Origin of the sequence: Chloroflexus aurantiacus J-10-fl, assembly GCF_000018865.1 — a bacterium.
Lineage (GTDB): Bacteria > Chloroflexota > Chloroflexia > Chloroflexales > Chloroflexaceae > Chloroflexus > Chloroflexus aurantiacus.
This window is the reverse complement of sequence record NC_010175.1, coordinates 2637824-2654983: the sequence shown is the minus strand read 5'-3', so window position 1 is coordinate 2654983 and position 17160 is coordinate 2637824. Positions and strand designations below refer to the sequence as shown.

Annotated in this window: 11 protein-coding genes; 6 read left to right on the top strand and 5 right to left on the bottom strand. The window is 54.8% G+C overall.

The window, feature by feature from the left end:
- Positions 1 to 29: 29 nt before the first annotated feature.
- The gene (locus CAUR_RS10080; RefSeq protein WP_012257797.1) at positions 30 to 1622 is read left to right on the top strand and encodes an ATP-binding cassette domain-containing protein; all 1593 of its coding nucleotides are present in this window, start codon (positions 30 to 32) and stop codon (positions 1620 to 1622) included.
- Here the strand turns inward: CAUR_RS10080 and CAUR_RS10075 are convergent.
- The 4 genes from CAUR_RS10075 to CAUR_RS10060 all read right to left on the bottom strand — a co-directional run bounded on the left by CAUR_RS10075 (position 1619) and on the right by CAUR_RS10060 (position 7153).
- Positions 1619 to 2692 carry a response regulator transcription factor gene (locus CAUR_RS10075; protein WP_012257796.1) on the bottom strand — a complete coding sequence of 358 codons (1074 nt, stop codon included), beginning with the start codon at positions 2690 to 2692 and terminating at the stop codon, positions 1619 to 1621. The genes CAUR_RS10080 and CAUR_RS10075 overlap by 4 nt on opposite strands.
- A 380-nt stretch (positions 2693 to 3072) precedes the next feature.
- Positions 3073 to 4287, bottom strand: a complete 1215-nt coding sequence (locus CAUR_RS10070; RefSeq protein ID WP_012257795.1) for a sugar ABC transporter permease — start codon at positions 4285 to 4287, stop codon at positions 3073 to 3075.
- Positions 4288 to 4343: 56 nt separating this feature from the next.
- Positions 4344 to 5867: an ATP-binding cassette domain-containing protein gene (locus tag CAUR_RS10065; RefSeq protein WP_012257794.1), complete on the bottom strand. Its 1524-nt coding sequence runs from the start codon at positions 5865 to 5867 to the stop codon at positions 4344 to 4346.
- A 122-nt stretch (positions 5868 to 5989) separates the two neighbouring features.
- Positions 5990 to 7153 (bottom strand): sugar ABC transporter substrate-binding protein, encoded by a 1164-nt coding sequence (locus CAUR_RS10060; protein ID WP_012257793.1) that lies wholly within the window; start codon positions 7151 to 7153, stop codon positions 5990 to 5992.
- 555 nt (positions 7154 to 7708) lie between these two features.
- Between CAUR_RS10060 and CAUR_RS21750 the strand changes: the two genes are divergently transcribed.
- Positions 7709 to 10459: a winged helix-turn-helix domain-containing protein gene (locus tag CAUR_RS21750; protein ID WP_012257792.1), complete on the top strand. Its 2751-nt coding sequence runs from the start codon at positions 7709 to 7711 to the stop codon at positions 10457 to 10459.
- Here CAUR_RS21750 and CAUR_RS10050 read toward each other — a convergent pair.
- Positions 10456 to 11520, bottom strand: a complete 1065-nt coding sequence (locus CAUR_RS10050; protein WP_012257791.1) for a homoserine dehydrogenase — start codon at positions 11518 to 11520, stop codon at positions 10456 to 10458. The two genes, CAUR_RS21750 and CAUR_RS10050, sit on opposite strands and share 4 nt — an antisense overlap.
- A gap of 178 nt (positions 11521 to 11698) precedes the next feature.
- On the opposite strand from CAUR_RS10050, the gene CAUR_RS10045 reads away from it, so the two are divergent.
- From CAUR_RS10045 to CAUR_RS10030, 4 genes are all read left to right on the top strand, one after another.
- Positions 11699 to 12397 carry a cyclic di-GMP-binding domain-containing protein, MshE-related gene (locus CAUR_RS10045; protein WP_242604901.1) on the top strand — a complete coding sequence of 233 codons (699 nt, stop codon included), beginning with the start codon at positions 11699 to 11701 and terminating at the stop codon, positions 12395 to 12397.
- 277 nt (positions 12398 to 12674) lie between these two features.
- Complete coding sequence (locus CAUR_RS10040; protein WP_242604900.1) at positions 12675 to 14693, top strand: hypothetical protein; 2019 nt, start codon at positions 12675 to 12677, stop codon at positions 14691 to 14693.
- Complete coding sequence (locus CAUR_RS10035) at positions 14678 to 15850, top strand: glycosyltransferase (RefSeq protein WP_242604899.1); 1173 nt, start codon at positions 14678 to 14680, stop codon at positions 15848 to 15850. The genes CAUR_RS10040 and CAUR_RS10035 overlap by 16 nt, the downstream gene beginning before the upstream one ends.
- An 18-nt stretch (positions 15851 to 15868) precedes the next feature.
- The gene (locus CAUR_RS10030) at positions 15869 to 17122 is read left to right on the top strand and encodes a glycosyltransferase (RefSeq protein ID WP_162015877.1); all 1254 of its coding nucleotides are present in this window, start codon (positions 15869 to 15871) and stop codon (positions 17120 to 17122) included.
- Positions 17123 to 17160: the final 38 nt, after the last annotated feature.

Genomic DNA, 17160 nt, shown 5'->3' with positions numbered 1-17160 from the left:
GTAGAGAGCACAGGTACCGGAGTCGAGTTATGTTGCCGCTGCTGAGCGTGCGCGAATTACATGTGGTCTTCGCCGCCAAACCGATCTTGAGCGGGATCACGTTTGATTTACGCCCGGGTGAGATTTTGGGCGTGGTCGGCTTACGCAGCGCCGGTAAGTCGGTTCTTTTACAAGTCCTGGCCGGCATCTACCCGCCAACCACCGGCGAAGTTCAGATCGATGGTATACCACTGGCCTGGAAAGCCCAATCTGCGCGGCGCCTGGGGATTGAGTTCGTCCCACAAACCCCGCCATTAGTCGAGATCATGCCGGTGCTAAACAACATCTTCCTTGGGCGCGAGCGAGGCAACCGTCGGCTCGATCAGGCCACGATGGCGACCATCGCTTATCAGTGGCTTGACCGGTTTGGTTTACCGCCAGGACTGGCCCATCAGCAAACGGCTGACCTGACCGAAGAGGAGCGGCAACTGATCGCACTCATCCGGGCTTTCGTGCGGCCTGTCCGGCTGTTGATCCTTGATGAAGCCTTCTCGGCACTGAGCTTTATGCGCCAGCAAGCCGTCTTGCAATATCTGCGCGAACTGGCGGCAACCGGCGTCGGCATTATCTTCAGCAGTGACGACCTTAATCTCATTTTCAGCATCACCAACCGCATCCTGGTCTTGTATCAGGGGCGTCAGGCCGCACTGCGAACGACCGGTGATACGACACCGCGCGATATTGTCGAGCTGATGGTCGGTTCGGTACGCCAGGAACGAGTCACACCGCTGATTTGGGCCTTTGAAAACTACTATCAGGCTCAGCAACAGGCCGAGACACTGCGTCAGCGCCAGCAACAATTGCAACACAACCTGGACGAACAAGACTCGCTGAATCGGGAACTGGTACGGCAATTACAAACCCAAATGATCGCCCTGGATCAGCTCAATCGGGCTTTGCAAGAGGCAAATCATCGCCTGATTGACGAACGTGAAGCCGAACGGAAAGCCCTGGCCCGTGAACTGCACGACCAGGTCATCCAAGACCTGCTCAGCTTCAATTATCAGCTTGAGCACGTCGAAGAGGAGATTGACCAGGAAAGCATCCTGGAAGAATTGCAGCATATCCGGCGGGGCATCCGGGAAGTTGTCGCCATGCTGCGCCAGATGTGCAGCGATCTGCGTCCTCCTACCCTGGATAGCCATGGTCTGGCGGCTGCCCTCCGCTCCCTGGTAAGCCAGTGGAGTGAGCAAACCGGTATTCGTGTCGAGCTGAAAATCGCTGAACCGTTAGAACGCTGGTCAGAGACCATCGAACTCACCGTCTTTCGGATCGTGCAAGAGGGGCTTAACAATGTGCGCAAGCATGCCCGTGCGACGCAGGTCGTGCTTGAAGTGCGCCGGACATCAGCAGCGGGGATTATGGTTCGCTTAGCCGACAATGGCAAAGGGATGGCTACCCCACCCGATCTGCGCAGCCTTTCAGAGCAAAAACACTTTGGCCTAATCAGTATCAGCGAACGAGTTTCCCTCTTACGCGGCACCCTGCGGATCGGCCCCTCGGCATGGGGAGGATTAGAGTTACAGGTTGAAATCCCCAATCCAGCACCCTTCCCGACAACCGAAGGGATTGGGGTGGTTTAGAGAACTTTCCGCTTACGGCGCAGCGCATCCTCAACTACCTGGCGCACCGTAGCGGCGTCGAGGTCTTTTTTGTCGAGAAACGCCAGAGCGCCTGCCTCTAGACCCAGACGGCGAAACTCGCGATCAGGGTAGGCACTGATCAAGATCACGCGCACATCGGCCTGAGTCGTTTTGATGCGGCGCAGACATTGAATCCCGTCACCGTCATTCAAAATAACATCAACAAACACCAGATCGGGCGTGATCTGCTGAAGCAATCGCACTGCCTGATGACAATCTTCAGCCTCATAAAGCTGCGCTTCGCCACAGGCTTTGCCGATCATCCGCTTCAATTGCGCACGATACCGTTCGTTATCGTCAACGACCAGCACGGTCAACGGTGCGGCACCGCTACCTGCGGCCTCACGGTTCTGGGCCGCTTCGTAACCGGTTTCAGCCAGTAGTTCAGGGTGATGAATAGCGAATTGATACGCCTCAAGCCGGCTACTCACGTGAATAGCACGGTAGAGTGCTGTCAGATGGTTCTCGATGGTCTTGACACTCAGATCCATTTCTTGCGCCATCCGCCGGTTGTCGTAACCCTGGGCAATCAGGCGCAAGAGTTCGCGTTGGCGCCGGGTCAGCGTGATATGCGGTGAGCGGGTGATCTGAGGTGCTGCCTGAATAATCCGGCTCAGGAGAGGGCTGGAAATCCAGTTCCCGCCGGCCATAATGCGTTGCACCGCCAGTTGCAGATCGCTGAGGGGCTGATCCTTGAGGTGATAGCCATTCACACCAGCCGCCAGCAGACCGACCACATAGGACTGATCGTCATAGGCACTGACAACCAGAATCTTCATTGCCGGATAGGTAGCGTGAATCTGGCGAATCGTGGCAATTGGCTCAAAATCAGGCATAGCGACATCAACGACCAGCAGATCGGGCTGGTGTTGCGCCAGCACGGCCAGTAATTGCGGCCCATCAGCCGCCTCGCCAACCACCTCAAACTCCGGTAGACTGGCCAGCGCGCTCCGCAATCCGGCGCGCACCACCGCGTGATCATCGGCCACTACAACGCGCGTTGTTCCCATTGCCAATGCCTCACTACAATCCCAACCCAGGAATTATCTCCGCTTCATTGCCAGTAGTTGTTCATTGAGATAAAGGATATTATCCCCGAAAAAGGATTGTGAGGCAAACAGGGGTAACTCGGAGCAATGTTGTATCATCGGCACCGGGTACGCTATGCAAACACCGCGAGCCAGGAAAACCGACATCCTGCTTATAGCCAGTGTAGCTGAAAAAGTTGAGGACTGTACCGCGTTGCACTGATCACAAATGCGGAAGGTCGCGCAGCAGATACCCTTACACAAAGGATGGGGCGGGTTGTGAACCCGCCCCATCCTCGCTGGCGCACCACAAGGTCCGGCACCGCCGAACCATCATCCAGTGATGAAACAATCGCCAACCGTCACGCTGAACGACCGCGCCGGCGTGTGGTAACGTCGAAGATCACCGCTGCCACCAGTACCAGACCACGCACGATGTATTGATACGCAATATCAATACCCATCAGGTTCATACCGCTGGTCAACGAGACGTACACTAGAGCACCGATGATCGAGCCAATCACATTCCCAACCCCACCGGCAGCCGAGACACCACCGATATATGCGGCTGCAATCGCATCCAGCTCAAAGAGCGTACCGGCAGTTGTGGTCGCCGAGCGCAATCGCGAGGCAAACAGCACCCCCGATAGGGCTGCGAGCATACCCATTGAAGCAAACACAATATAGGTAATGCGCTTGACACTGATCCCGCTCAACTCAGCTGCTTCAGGGTTACCACCAACCGCATAGATATGCCGTCCCAGCACCGTCTGCGTCGTCACAAAGTGATAAATTGCTACCACCAGCAGCACAATGACCATCGTCCACGACAGGCCATTGTAGCCGGCCATGATCCAGGCCAGTAAGCCGATCAGCGTCGAGATGAAGACCAGCTTGAGCACAAACATATCGAGGGGCAACACCTCGAAGTTATACGCCAGCTTTTTGTTCCGGGTGCGGATCTCACTCAAAACGTAAGCCACAATTGCCACTACACCCAGCAATAAGGTCAGCGTGTGATAACCGGGTATCAGGCTGAAAGGTACATCAGGAATAAAACCGTTACCAATCGCATTAAATGTCTCGTCTTCGATGATAATCGTACCGGTACCGGCAGTCACCAATTGCAAGGCGCCACGGTAGATCAGCCAGCCGGCCAGCGAAGCAACGAAGGACGGAATCTTCAATTCAGCTACCGGAAGAGCGGTCAACAAACCGGCGAGAGCACCCATCACCAGTACCATGGGCACGACCACGATGGTGGGTAATTCCCAAAAACGCAGGGCAATTGCGGCGACGGCACCGAGAAAACCGGCCAGAAAACCGACCGACAGATCGATATGGCGAATGACGATCACCAGCGTCATCCCGACCGCCAGCACCGCAATATAACCGGTCTGGTTGATCAGGTTGCTCAGATTACGCGACGAAATAAAGATACCGTTCGTCGTGATCGAAAAGATGATCATGATGACGAACAGGGCGATGAACATACCATATTGACGGATATTCTGCCCCAGCACGTATTGTAAATTAGCCAGAAACGTTGCCTGTTTCACTTGGGTTCTGGTAGCCATGCCAACTCCTTACCTCGATGTAACACCTATCATCACTCCTCGTTGAGGATATACCGTTAATAATCGACTGCCAGGGCCATAATCTTTTCCTGGGTTGCCACGGCAATTGGTAGATCGCCCTTAATCCGACCACCGGAAACGACATAGACCCGGTCACTCATACCGAGGACTTCGGGCAATTCCGATGAAATCATGATGATGCTCATGCCATCTTCGACCAACCGATTCATAAGTTGATAGATTTCATACTTGGCCCCCACATCGATACCACGAGTCGGTTCATCGAGAATCAAGACATCAGGACGAACGAAGAGCCATTTACCGAGACACACCTTTTGCTGATTACCACCACTCAGATTGACAACCTGTTGCTCGATGGTAGGAGTTTTGATATTCAACGATTTACGGTATTCTTCAGCAACCTGAATCTCAGCGTTTCGATCAATAACGCCCTTGTTCGCCAGCGCACGCAGGTTCGCCAGCGTGATGTTCTGGCGCACGTCCTGGATGAGGATCAAGCCTTTTGCTTTGCGGTCTTCCGAGACGTAAGCCATACCGGCGGCAATCGCCTCACGCGGATGTCTGAACTCACGTTTACGACCTTTGAGCCACAATTCGCCACTCACGCGATAACCCGGTGCATTGCCGAACAGACTGAGCGCCAGCTCGGTGCGACCGGCACCCATCAAACCGGCCAGGCCGACAATTTCGCCGCGCCGTACCTGCAAATTAACATCGCGCAACAGATAGCGGCCCGCTTCTGCGGAATAGACTGTCCAGTTGCGTAGCTCAAGTACCACCTCGTCACCGGGCTGATGATTGCGTGGCGGGTAGATATTCGTAATTTCACGCCCAACCATATTGCGGATCAGCGCCTGTTCGTTCACTTCGCCCTTGTGAGCATCGAGGGTACAGACCGTCTTCCCATCACGGAGAACGGTCACCGTATCGGCAACTGATAACACCTCTTTCAGCTTGTGTGAAATCAGAATGCAGGTCACACCCTGATCGCGCAATTCGCGTAACAGGTTTAACAGGTTCTCACTATCATCTTCATTCAGCGCAGCCGTCGGCTCATCAAGGATCAAAATTCTTACTTCACGGCTTAGCGCCTTCGCAATTTCGACCAGTTGCTGCTTACCGACACCCAAATCCCGGATTTTGGCAGCCGGATTCACGGTGAGCCGCACCTTGCGCAACATCTCATCGGCCCGGCGGATCGTCTCGTTCCAGTCGATAATCCCATTACGACTAACTTCGTGGCCGAGAAAGATATTTTCGTAGACGGTCATTTCTGGTACCAGGGCCAGTTCCTGGTAAATGATACCGATCCCAACCCGCTCACTGTCAGCAATGCTGAAAAAGCGCTGTGGCTGACCATCAATCAGAATTTCGCCACTGTACGAGCCATACGGATAGACACCGCTCAAGACCTTCATCAATATCGATTTGCCGGCCCCATTTTCGCCTACCAGACAATGGATTTCACCCCGTTTCACGCTGAAAGTGACGTTATCAAGTGCGCGCACACCGGGGAACTCTTTGGTAATCTGACGCATCTCCAGGATCGGGGTTTGCATGCTACACCGCCTTGCGTATTCTTTTTACCGGAGTGTGTTTCATAAGTTTACCGCAATTTTGGCATCATTTAACAGACCGGGATTGCAACAGGCAACCCCGGTCTTTATGAAGAGAGATTCTTTTAGGGCAGATTGGTGAAGTCGCTGGCGCTGTAGTAGCCGGAGTCAATCAGGGCTGCGCGCACGTTGTCGCGCGTGACCGTCACTACCGGCGATTGAATGGCGGGGACGTCCTTCTTGCCGTTGTTGTAAGTGCCACGGGCTTCGGGCTGCTGATCCTGAAGGAGTGCAACCGCTGCCTTGATAGCGTCTTGCACCAGCGTGCGCACGTCCTTGAACACGGTCATCGACTGGCGGCCATCGATGATGTATTGCACAGAAGCCTTCTCAGCATCCTGACCGGTGACAAAGTACTCGGTGACATCCTTATCAGCAGCGAAGGCATCGGCGATTGCACGGGCGGTACCGTCGTTCGGGGCCAGGATGTAGACTTTGCCCTTGTCAGCAGCGGTCGCCGCAGTCAGGTTTGCCTCGGCCAGATTCTTGGCGGTGTTGAAATCCCAGTTGGTGGTCACCTGACCGATGATCTTCGCCATCTCGTCGCGGGTGAGGTCGAGCTTGTTCTGGAGGGCAACCGCCTCGCTCGAATTCTTGATCACGAATGTGCCGTCGGCAATCTTGGGTTGCAAGACTTTCCAGGCACCCTCGAAGAAGAGGAAGGCATTGTTGTCTGAGGCTGCACCGGCATACAGGTAGAGCGGATTACCGGTACCGCTGGCGTGATCAACCAGATACTGCGCCTGTTGTGCGCCCACAGCAATGCTATCGAAGGTGACGTAGTAATCAACCGCATCAGTCTCGCGGATCAGGCGGTCGTAGGAGATCACCTTCACGCCAGCCGCCCGCGCAGCTTCAGCCGCCGCCGCTGCCGCCGTACCATCGTGAGGGCAGATGATCAGGACCTTAATGCCCTTGGCGATCAATGCCTCAACGTTCTCCTTCTCCTTAGCCGACGAACCCTGGCTGAAGAGAATCTCAACCTGATAACCGGCCTGCTGCAATGCTTCGCGGAAGCGTGTCTCATCCTGGATCCAGCGGGGTTCATCTTTAGTAGGAAGGACAATCCCAACCGCAAGCTGCTGCGTATTGCCGGTGCTCCCACCGGTGCTACCACCCGTACTCCCACCAGTGTTGCCACCGGTGCTGCCACCACTGCCACATGCAGACAAAAGGAATGCAATGGCTGTCAACAGAGACAGCAACAACCCGAACGTCTTCTTCGACATGAAAGTCCTCCTTGAATACAAACATCCCAACTCATTGCGAACAACACTGATCACAACACGCAGAAATCGTTTGCTGCCGGTACACCTCCCTGTGTGTGTAGCAATTCACTATCCAGATACCGCTATTGAAACATAACGGCACCGGATTGCCCAGTCGTCTCACCCTGAAAAACGGTGGGGGATCACCCCTAGTCGCACATTAGGGGAAAACCCCTAGAGTCGGTCAGGCTTATTTGTCATTGGGCGTGGTAGGACACCATCAGGAAAAGGGGGCTGCCGGCGGAAGTCATCTCGTATATGCAGACGGCACTCCCCTGGAATGGACATCCACAACGTGATGTGTGTATCTTCGCGTATAGCGGGAAGCTTTCAGCAACACACTCCCGGTATAGCGTTATGTAGCCGTTGCGTAGAGCGTATGCAGATTACGCAGATAAGCGCAAGCCATCTTGCATAACACCGACCTACCATTCGGGCATCAGCCGTGGTAGACTAGATAGTGCAACGGTGTTCCAAACCAGCTACCAACTTTCCATCATTGCACGGAGACGGCATATGATGCCACTTGTGCGCACCAAATTGCAGCCGCCGGAAGTGCGGCCTTCGTTGCTTCCACGTCCCCGCTTGTACGAACAGTTACGGCTTGCCCTGCACAGTCGATTGGTATTGATTGCGGCACCGGCCGGCTACGGTAAAACATCGTTGCTGGCTGAATGGATTGTTGAGGCCCGCAAAGAATGGTCACACATTGCCTGGTTGAGTCTTGATGAGACCGACAATGATATTCGCCGTTTACTGGCCTACTTGCTGGAGGCGTTGAGTAATTTGCCACATGAGCGACGTGCACAGTTGCAGGCACTGTTAAGTGAAGACTCTGAAATTGATACGACACAATGGTGTGCTGAACTACTGAACGATCTGGCCGAGACAGCCGGGCCAACGGTCATTGTGCTCGATGACTACCATCTGATCAACGATCCGCTCATTCATAACGCGATTACCTTTCTCATCGATCACCTGCCACCCCGTTGCCGTTTACTGATTGCCAGCCGCCGCGATCCACCACTGCCTCTGGCGCGCTGGCGCGCCCGTGGTCATCTCACCGAGTTGCGTAGTTTCGATTTGGCCTTTAACCCTGAAGAGACGGCAGCCTTTCTGCTTGAAACGATGGAACTACCCTTGAGTCGCGATCAGATCGTGGCATTACTGGAAAGTACTGAGGGCTGGCCGGCCGGCTTACGACTGATTGCACTGGCGATCCGTGATCGGGTTAACCGTGGTGAATTGATTGATGAATTAATCAGTGGTAATCGCTACGTTGCAGATTATTTAATTGAAGATGTATTTAACCATTTATCACACCAGTTACAACAATTTCTCCTTCAGACATCCATCCTCGATCAGTTGTGTGGAGCGCTATGCGATGCAGTTATCGGTGTCCATGATGAAACAGAGGTACGAACACCGGTTCAATCAAGTCAACAAATCCTGACCGAACTTGAGCGTAACAATCTCTTTCTCTTTCCGCTCGGTAGCGAGCGGGTCTGGTACCGGTATCATCATCTGTTCGCCGAGGTTTTACGGGATCGACTGATGGCAAGTCACTCACCAGACCAGGTGGCGATCCTGCATCGTCGGGCCGGGGCGTGGTACGCAGCGCATGGCATGCTGACGCAAGCAGTCAACCATGCGTTGCAGGCACAGGCATTTGACGATGTTGTTGCTATGCTGGAACCAATTGGTTTAGCGGTCATTTCACAGGTCGGCGAGGTAACGCTCCGGCGATGGTTACCATCTCTTCCTGTAGAGGCTTTTGAGCGTCATCCACGACTGGCTCTCTTACGAGCCTGGCTGGCGACGGCAGATTATCAGGTTGATGAGGCTGCCCATTGGATTGCGGTTGCCGAACGCGCCCTGGCCGGCGTCGCCAGTGGTGCAGCAACGCCTATTGGACCAATTGCGAATTTACGCGGTGAATTGAGTGCGGTACGGGTACGTCTGGCGGCCTTACAGGGTGATACCGATCAGGTGATAGCAGAAGGAAAACAGGCGCTGAACTGGTTGCAGAGCGATTACCAATCACTACGGATGCGAATCGCCAAAGACCTGGGTTACGCCTGTATTGCCCAACGCGATCTGGTACGGGCAGAGCAGTCGTTCAGCGAAGCCATGGTCAACGGCTTTCACGTTGGCCTGCCGTACATTTCAGCAATGGCAACGATCGATTACGCCTATACGCTCATGCTGCGTGGCGCATACACGAACGCGATTAATGCCTGCCGGGATACCATCGATCAAATGATGCATCACCAGCGTAATCGAACCGTTCCTGGTATTGGCTTACCCTTCCTGGCCCTGGCCGACCTGCATACGATCCGCCACGAATTTGCCGGTGCCTTACCGGCCCTGGCCGAAGCGGAAAGTGCGATCAAGTCAGGACATACCACCAGTTATCTCTGTCTGCTGATCGTCATGGCACGGGTAGCCCGTGCCCGCAATGATCTCCCCGGTGCGCTACGGATCATCCGGCAGGCCCGCTTTATGGCGCGCCAGCGGCGAGTGGGCTGGGTACGTGCTGTACTGGATGGTTTAGAGTCTCAAATTATGATCGAGCAGGGTGATTTGGAAGCAGCCGGCCAACTCATCACCAACATTGTGGCCACGCCAAGTGAGTTTCAATATCTGCCAACAGCAGCATTTTATGCTCGTGAACACATAACTCGTGCTCACTATGAATGGCGGCTGGCTCACTACCAGGACACTGGCGACTGTCAGGCACTTCACGATCTGGCAATGGAATTAAGTACACCATCAGGCACAGAACTCTGGCAACGTCTCTCACCACTCGATGCGGCATTGCTGCGCGGATTGGCCCTGGCAGCAGCCGGTGACGATGCCACAGAGGCTATCCTGAGCGCACTCGATCTGGCGACCAGCGAACGGATTGTTACCCCTTTTCAACAGGCAGGTGAACCGCTACGCCGCATCCTCAACCAGCTTTTGAGCCGGCAACGACTGCCACCGTTTGGGGAATACCTGCTCTCGCTCCTTGACGATTATGAACCTTCGCCGATTGCTGTACTGAGCACGCCTTCATCTGATGCGCTGCCCGAACCGCTCAGCCAGCGTGAGATCGAGGTACTACGGTTGATGGCCGAAGGGCGCAGCAACCAGGAGATTGCCGGTCACCTGATTATTGCCATCAGTACGGTAAAATCGCATGTTAACAACATCTTTAGTAAACTGGGCGTCGCCTCGCGCACGCAAGCGGTAGCACGCGGGCGACGGCTCGGTCTGATTCCTTAATGACGCTTCAGACGATGACGAATATCAATCACATCACGTAGCATAGCCTGACAGGTACCGAGAGGGCCATCTTCGAGACTGCTGACCGTTGAACGACCGGCACTATCGCTGTAGATGACAAAACCCATCTCGCCATGCGCCAGTCGGGACAATGGATGGTCGGCTGTCAACACCGTTGGCGCGACCGAGAGAGTATACGTTCCATCCGTTTGACGCACGGCAGTGGCAACCAGCGAGATGCGTCCACCGGCACGCCAGGCCGCTGCCAGATCGTCGGCGCTCACTTCACGGATACCGCGCACCTGTACATCGGCCAGTGTTGCCGGCTGATTGAGCACCGCATTGGCGAAGATGACCAGTTTATTCGCGGCATCCCAGCCATCAACATCAAGTGAGGGATCGGGTTCGACGATGCCCTGCCGCTGTGCCTCGGCCAGGGCAGTGGCGAAATCGGCACCGGCAGCCATCTGTTCGAGAATGACCTGGGTTGTGCCATTCACCACCAGTTCTGCGCGTTCGATCTGGGCACCAGCCAGATCACGTCGGCCAAAATTAATCGTCGGCAAAGCGCCGCCAACCGCACCAGAAAAGCGCAACGGTGGACGCTGGCTATGGGGTGAAAGATCATCAGCCCAATCGCTAAGTCTCGCCAGCTCTTGAAATGCCAACACCAGCGGGCCTTTACTGGCCAGAACCGCAGCTTTGCCGCGTTGAAGCGCTGAGCGAACGATGTCAAGTCCTGGCTGACCATCACGAAGATTGGTTGGCGTTGCTTCTAACACGAGATCATATTCGGCTGTCTGCGCCAGGGTAACCGGATTGAGATCGGACCGAAAGGCCGGCAACTCTCGTACTCCAAGCCGCCGTCGTTTGAGATCAACAATCGCTGCCAGATCAAGCCCAGATGGATCAAGGGCGACACCCGTAGAGTCGGCAACGCCGACAATCTTGAGACGGAAGCCATAGCGACGCGGTAAACGCTCAGGATCGGCGATTAACATCTCAAGGAAGGTGCGACCAATATTCCCTAAACCGGTAAGAAGAGTGTGAACGGTGTCCATAAGTACTTAAGTACTCCTATGCAATCATGACTTGAGCGTGTATAATATAAAGTCACACACAGCAGTTAAGCAAATCAAGATTTGCGTCGCAGCACCTATGCAAAGGGTATACGACAGGGTCTACCAAATGAAACAGTGTCAGGTTCCGTGCCCGTTCATCGCATTACACAGCCAGGATATGGCAAGTATTCGTAAACACTTGCTTGAAGGTCACCAGTGTCGTGATGCCTGGGTAGCCTTGAGCAAGCTGGTACAAGATGCACGCCAGCGCAAAGATTGTCTGGAACGGGCATCAATTCTGGCGCCTGATGATGAGGAGCTACAGATTGCGTATCTGGAAGCACGACTGGCTGTTGATCCTGCTGACATGTTTGCCCAGCAACGGCTGAACGAAATCCGCACGATGCGATTACTTTCCGACGTAAAGACGCCCTATTTCCACGAACCACCGAAGCCACGGTTAATCGGCGACATTCTCATCTCGATAGGAGCCATTACCGAAGCGGAACTAAATGAAGTGCTGGCCGAGCAACGTCGTGGTAGTCTGCTGGTATCGGATCGACGGATCGGGCAACTACTTTTACGGCGTGGCATGATCACACCTGCCAAACTCGCCAAAGCCTTGATCATTCAGCAGCAAGAGCGGAGTCGGGCACGCACAGCACCCCAGGTGTTAGGCGAATATCTGGTTGAAAAGGGATATATCACTGCTGCCCAACTGGAAGCAGTGCTCACCGAACAGATTCGCCTGGATCAGCAAGGAAAGCGCTATAGCCTGGGTCAGCTTCTGGTTCGCATGCATCTAATGTCGAAAGAAGCGGTTGAGAAAGCGGCCCGGGAGTACGAGCAAATCTTCTGGCAGCAATTTAACACGTAGTTTAATATCCTGAATGCAGAGCCTTTCAAGCATTCCGCGATACAGCGTGGGCTGACAGGCAACTTGCTTACCCGTTCGGTGCTACAGTGAGCAGCGCTGCGTGGCACGTGGAAATACAGCTTCCGTCCAGCAAGCATTGATCACTGTCAGCTTAGAGTGTGCGTCACCGCTCCCCTCACCGATAGATGGCAATATAGCTGCTGCAAACTATGCAATAAGGCGTGCTACAATAAGCACGCCTTTTGGCAGCATTGCACTATGGGTATAGAGTTTACCTGTGATTACCACTCGCACATACACCTTTTCCCGCCTGGAAATCTGGTTACCAATCATCTGGTTGGCGGCGGTTATCAGCATGGCAGCGCCAGGATTGCTCTGGTGGATGACCTGGTCATTGCTCCAGGTACCGTTAACCATAGTGGGTGGTTTGTTGCTCTTTACAATTCCTGGACTGGCCACATTACGCTGGCTGTACCCCATACCACTACTCTGGTTTGAACGGTTAGCCCTTGCTACTAGCCTCAGTTGTGTTGTCATGCCAATCCTGCTGCTGTTCAGTGAACTGATCGGCTGGCGCTGGCATGGTGGAGCAGCCTGGATTCTGCTGGCTGTGCTGGCTGTTGTAGCGTTCTGGCCACTGCAACCCTACCGATTAGCAACGTATTCGCACAGACACCTGATCGGATGGATCGTGGTGTCGCTCACTATCGCTGCTCTGGCAGTGCGCCTCTTTGTCGTCCGCACGGTTCCGGTGGGATTATTCGGCGACTCATACCATCACACTGTCATCACCCAGTTGTTAATTGACCACGGTGGTCTGTTTCACTCGTGGCAGCCATACGCACCGGCGATAACCTTCACTTACCACTATGCCTTTCACGCCATGGCCGCATGGTGGCACTGGCTCACCGGTATCTCAGCCGCTCAGGGGGTTATTCTGGTGGGACAGGTGATGAATGGTCTGGCCGTGCCATTGCTGTATCTATTGACGGCCCGTCTCACCCATTCACGACTGACCGGTGTATGGGCTGCACTGGTCGTTGGCTTCCTCAGTTTTTATCCGGCATATTATGTCAATTGGGGACGCTATACCCAACTGGCCGGGCAGACGGTCTTGCCAGCAGCGGCCATCGCCTGGATGACGTTGATTGACCGGGCATTGCAGCCACATCGTTCGTGGCGCGACCTGCGCCATCCATTGTTCCTGGCCTGGCTAACAAGTGCCGGGTTGGCCCTGAGTCATTATCGCGTGGCGGTACTGGCAATCTGCTTCGTTATCGCCTATACCATTGTCGGCGTTGGGTTGCGAACCCCGCTGCGATGGCAGATATTGCTCCGTCTGGGTGCTGTGGGTGCAATTGGTGCGCTGGGAGCGGTGTTGCTGGCCTCTCCCTGGCTATGGCGCGTGCAGCAAGGCCAAATCACGCGCCTGGCTTCCGCGCTACTCAATACAAGTGCTGAAACCAGTAACCCTATCGCACTTGAGACGATTGGCGCTGCATTTCATGCCGGCCTCTTTCCATTCGCTGCACTGGGACTGGCGAGTCTGCTCTGGCGTCGGCAGAGTAGTGGGGTCGTCCTGGTGGTATGGGCCGTCCTGGCATGGCTGGTAGCCAACCCACAACTGCTTGGACTGAACGGGCAGGGGATGATTACGGCATTCACCGTCTTAATCGGCGCATACCTGGCAATCGCTCCGGCTGCCGGTGCCGGTTGGTTTTTCTTGATGCGTAGTCTGGCACTGGTATTGCCGGTGAACTGGCGGCACAACGTTGGTACGATCATAACTGCGCAGCTTATCACAGGTCTGGCAATCCTCGGTTGGGGCACACACATGCAGGCAACCATCCTTGATCCGGCATACCAACTGGCGACACCGGCTGATCTGGCGGCAGCACAGTGGATTAAAACTAACCTGCCGGAGGATGCGGCAATTTATGTGAACGGTTTCCCGGCTTACGGTGGGTATGTCTATGCCGGAAATGATGGCGGTTGGTGGTTGAGTTTTCTCACCGGTCGTCGCACCAATCTGTTACCAATGGCGGTAGGGTTTGAAGCCGTCGATCCGCCCGATACCCTACGGAATATCGCCCAACTGAACCAGTCGATCCAACAACACCCAATTGGTAGCGCGGAAGCTGCAACTGCACTCCGTGCGAACGGGTTCACGTTTCTCTACAATGGACCAGCCGCCAATCCGGCGAACGAATACCTTGATCCGGGACAGATCGATCAATCTCCCTATTATGAGGTTATCTACCGCCAGGACGGAGTAAGCATTTGGAGGATTCGCTAGTGCGTATTGCAGTTGTGGGACCAACATATCCTTTTCGCGGTGGTATTGCCCATTACAGCACCATGTTGGTTCACCACCTTCGAGCGGCCGGGCATACCACATTTTTCTACTCCTTTACCCGCCAATACCCGACCTGGCTCTTTCCAGGCCGTAGTGATCGCGATCCAAGCACTGCACCGCTACGGGTTGAGTGCGAGTACTTGCTTGATCCGATAAATCCCTTTACCTGGTGGCGTCTGGTGCGCCGGGTGCGAGCCGATCAACCCGATCTCCTTTTATTACAGTGGTGGGTTCCGTACTGGACACCCAGCCTGACCGTTATTTCGAGTCTGCTTAAACGGCCACCGGCAACGAAGATTGCCATGATCTGTCACAACGTATTACCACATGACGGCGGCGGAGTGATTGATCGGCGGCTGGCGATGACAGTACTGCGCCGGGCTGATGCCCTCATCGTACACAGTGAACCAGATCGCTACCGGGCGCGGGCCTTGCTCCCTCATGCCCGGATTGTGAAGGCATTTCTGCCCACGTATGAGCCGATCTTGACTAATGCAGCCTCTGCTGTCAATGCCGCACTGCGCCACCAGTGGCAGGTACCTGACCAGCGTCGGATATTGCTCTTTTTTGGATTTGTTCGCCCCTACAAAGGGTTGGAATATCTGATTCAAGCTCTGGCTCAGGTTCGGCAACAGCTTGACGTTCATTTGCTCGTCGTGGGTGAAATCTGGGGATCGCCGGCATACTATCAGCGCTACGCAGCCGAGTTTGGGGTGACTGAGGCAATAACATTCGTTGATCGCTATGTATCAAACGAAGAACTGCCGGCAATCTTCAGTACGGCCGATGTTGTTGTTTTACCTTACGTCTCGGCCACCCAGAGTGCGGTTGTCCAGCTCGCGTTTGGTTTTGGTAAACCGGTGATTACAACCAATGTTGGTGGACTACCAGAAGTTGTGCAAGATGGAGTTACCGGCCTGATTGTGCCGCCACAGGATGCGCATGCCCTCGCCCAGGCCATTGTGCGCTATTTCCAGGATGATCTGGCACCGTGCCTCACGGCTAATGTACAGGCTTCAGCTACCGAACGGGCCGAGTCCTGGCCACGATTGGTGTCAATCATTACCGATCTGGCACACGAACTGAACCGAAGATAGATGTTTCTTGCAGAATACATGAATATATTCGCACATACCCGTCAGCAACAGGGGAAATTGCCTGCCAAACGGCGGATCGTTTTTCTCTTGCCAATGGGCATTGAACGGCCTTCCGGGAGGCGTTATCTCAACATTGCGCGCGGTCTGGTTCAGCAAGGGTTCCAGGTGCGCATCCTGGCCCTCCATCCTGATCTCGCCAGTTGTGCCCAACGCCGGTTTGTAATCGATGGTGTTGAGGTCTGGTATGTCGGACAGATGCACGCACGCAAGGTCGGTAGCACACCGGTACGATTTACTCCTCTTGAACTACTTTTTGTGCTGCTCTCCTCAACACTTGGCATGATGTGGGGGGTGCTGTGCTCGCCGGCAGAGTGGTATCATCTGGGAAAACCACAACCGATCAACGGCCTGGCGGCGCTGCTTGCAGTGCGTCTCTGGCGGCGACAGCCATTTCTTGTCGATTGCGACGATGACGAGGTAACGGCCAACCGCTTTACTGCACGCTGGCAACGGGCCGTCTTTGCCTTCTGGCAATGGCTGTTGCCGCGTCTGGCCGCTGGCATTACCGTCAATACCCGCTATCTGGCAGATCGAATGGCCCGGCTGCAACGCCCCTGCGTCATTGTGCCCAACGGTGTGGCCCGTGATTTTCTCCCGCCACCACAACCAATCCGCACAGCTCTCAGGCAGGCGTTGAGATTACCCGCAGGGCCGGTGATTGCCTATGCAGGAACCCTGGCTCTCCACAACCATCCAGTTGATCTCCTGTTGCAGGCCTTTGCTCAGATTATCATCCACTACCCAACGGCACGCTTGTTGCTGATCGGTGGCGGTGAGGATTTGCCGGTTATCCAACGCTATGTATCACAACAATCCTGGCGCAACCAGGTTCTTTTGACCGGTCATGTTTCGCATCAGACGGTACGCGCTTTACTGGCATTAGCCGATCTCAGTGTTGATCCAGTTTACGATGATGCGGTAGCGCGTGCTCGCTGGCCACTCAAGATCGCGGAAAGTCTGGCTTTGGGTGTGCCGGTGGTGACCGGCGATGTTGGGGATCGCGCCGAAATCCTGGGGTACGGTACAGCCGGGATCGTGGTACCGCCTGGTGACGCCACAGCACTGGCCACAGGCATTACAGAACTGCTAGCCGACCCGGCACGCCTGACAGCAATGGCCGCCGCAGCTCAGGTGCAGGCGAAGCGGTACGATTGGGAGCTGCTGTCCAAGCGTTGGGCAACGATCTATGATTGGGTGTCACGCACCTCGTAGTCAGAACAGATTCTATTCCTGACTCTCCATTATTATCG

What these genes read in the sequence shown, in the direction of transcription:
- CAUR_RS10050 (WP_012257791.1), bottom strand. Translation starts at nt 11,520, where the DNA reads ATGGACACCGTTCACACTCTTCTTACCGGTTTAGGGAATATTGGTCGC.
- CAUR_RS10065 (WP_012257794.1), bottom strand. Translation starts at nt 5,867, where the DNA reads ATGCAAACCCCGATCCTGGAGATGCGTCAGATTACCAAAGAGTTCCCC.
- CAUR_RS10030 (WP_162015877.1), top strand. Translation starts at nt 15,869, where the DNA reads ATGAATATATTCGCACATACCCGTCAGCAACAGGGGAAATTGCCTGCC.
- CAUR_RS10060 (WP_012257793.1), bottom strand. Translation starts at nt 7,153, where the DNA reads ATGTCGAAGAAGACGTTCGGGTTGTTGCTGTCTCTGTTGACAGCCATT.
- CAUR_RS10070 (WP_012257795.1), bottom strand. Translation starts at nt 4,287, where the DNA reads ATGGCTACCAGAACCCAAGTGAAACAGGCAACGTTTCTGGCTAATTTA.
- CAUR_RS10075 (WP_012257796.1), bottom strand. Translation starts at nt 2,692, where the DNA reads ATGGGAACAACGCGCGTTGTAGTGGCCGATGATCACGCGGTGGTGCGC.
- CAUR_RS21750 (WP_012257792.1), top strand. Translation starts at nt 7,709, where the DNA reads ATGATGCCACTTGTGCGCACCAAATTGCAGCCGCCGGAAGTGCGGCCT.
- CAUR_RS10045 (WP_242604901.1), top strand. Translation starts at nt 11,699, where the DNA reads ATGGCAAGTATTCGTAAACACTTGCTTGAAGGTCACCAGTGTCGTGAT.
- CAUR_RS10080 (WP_012257797.1), top strand. Translation starts at nt 30, where the DNA reads ATGTTGCCGCTGCTGAGCGTGCGCGAATTACATGTGGTCTTCGCCGCC.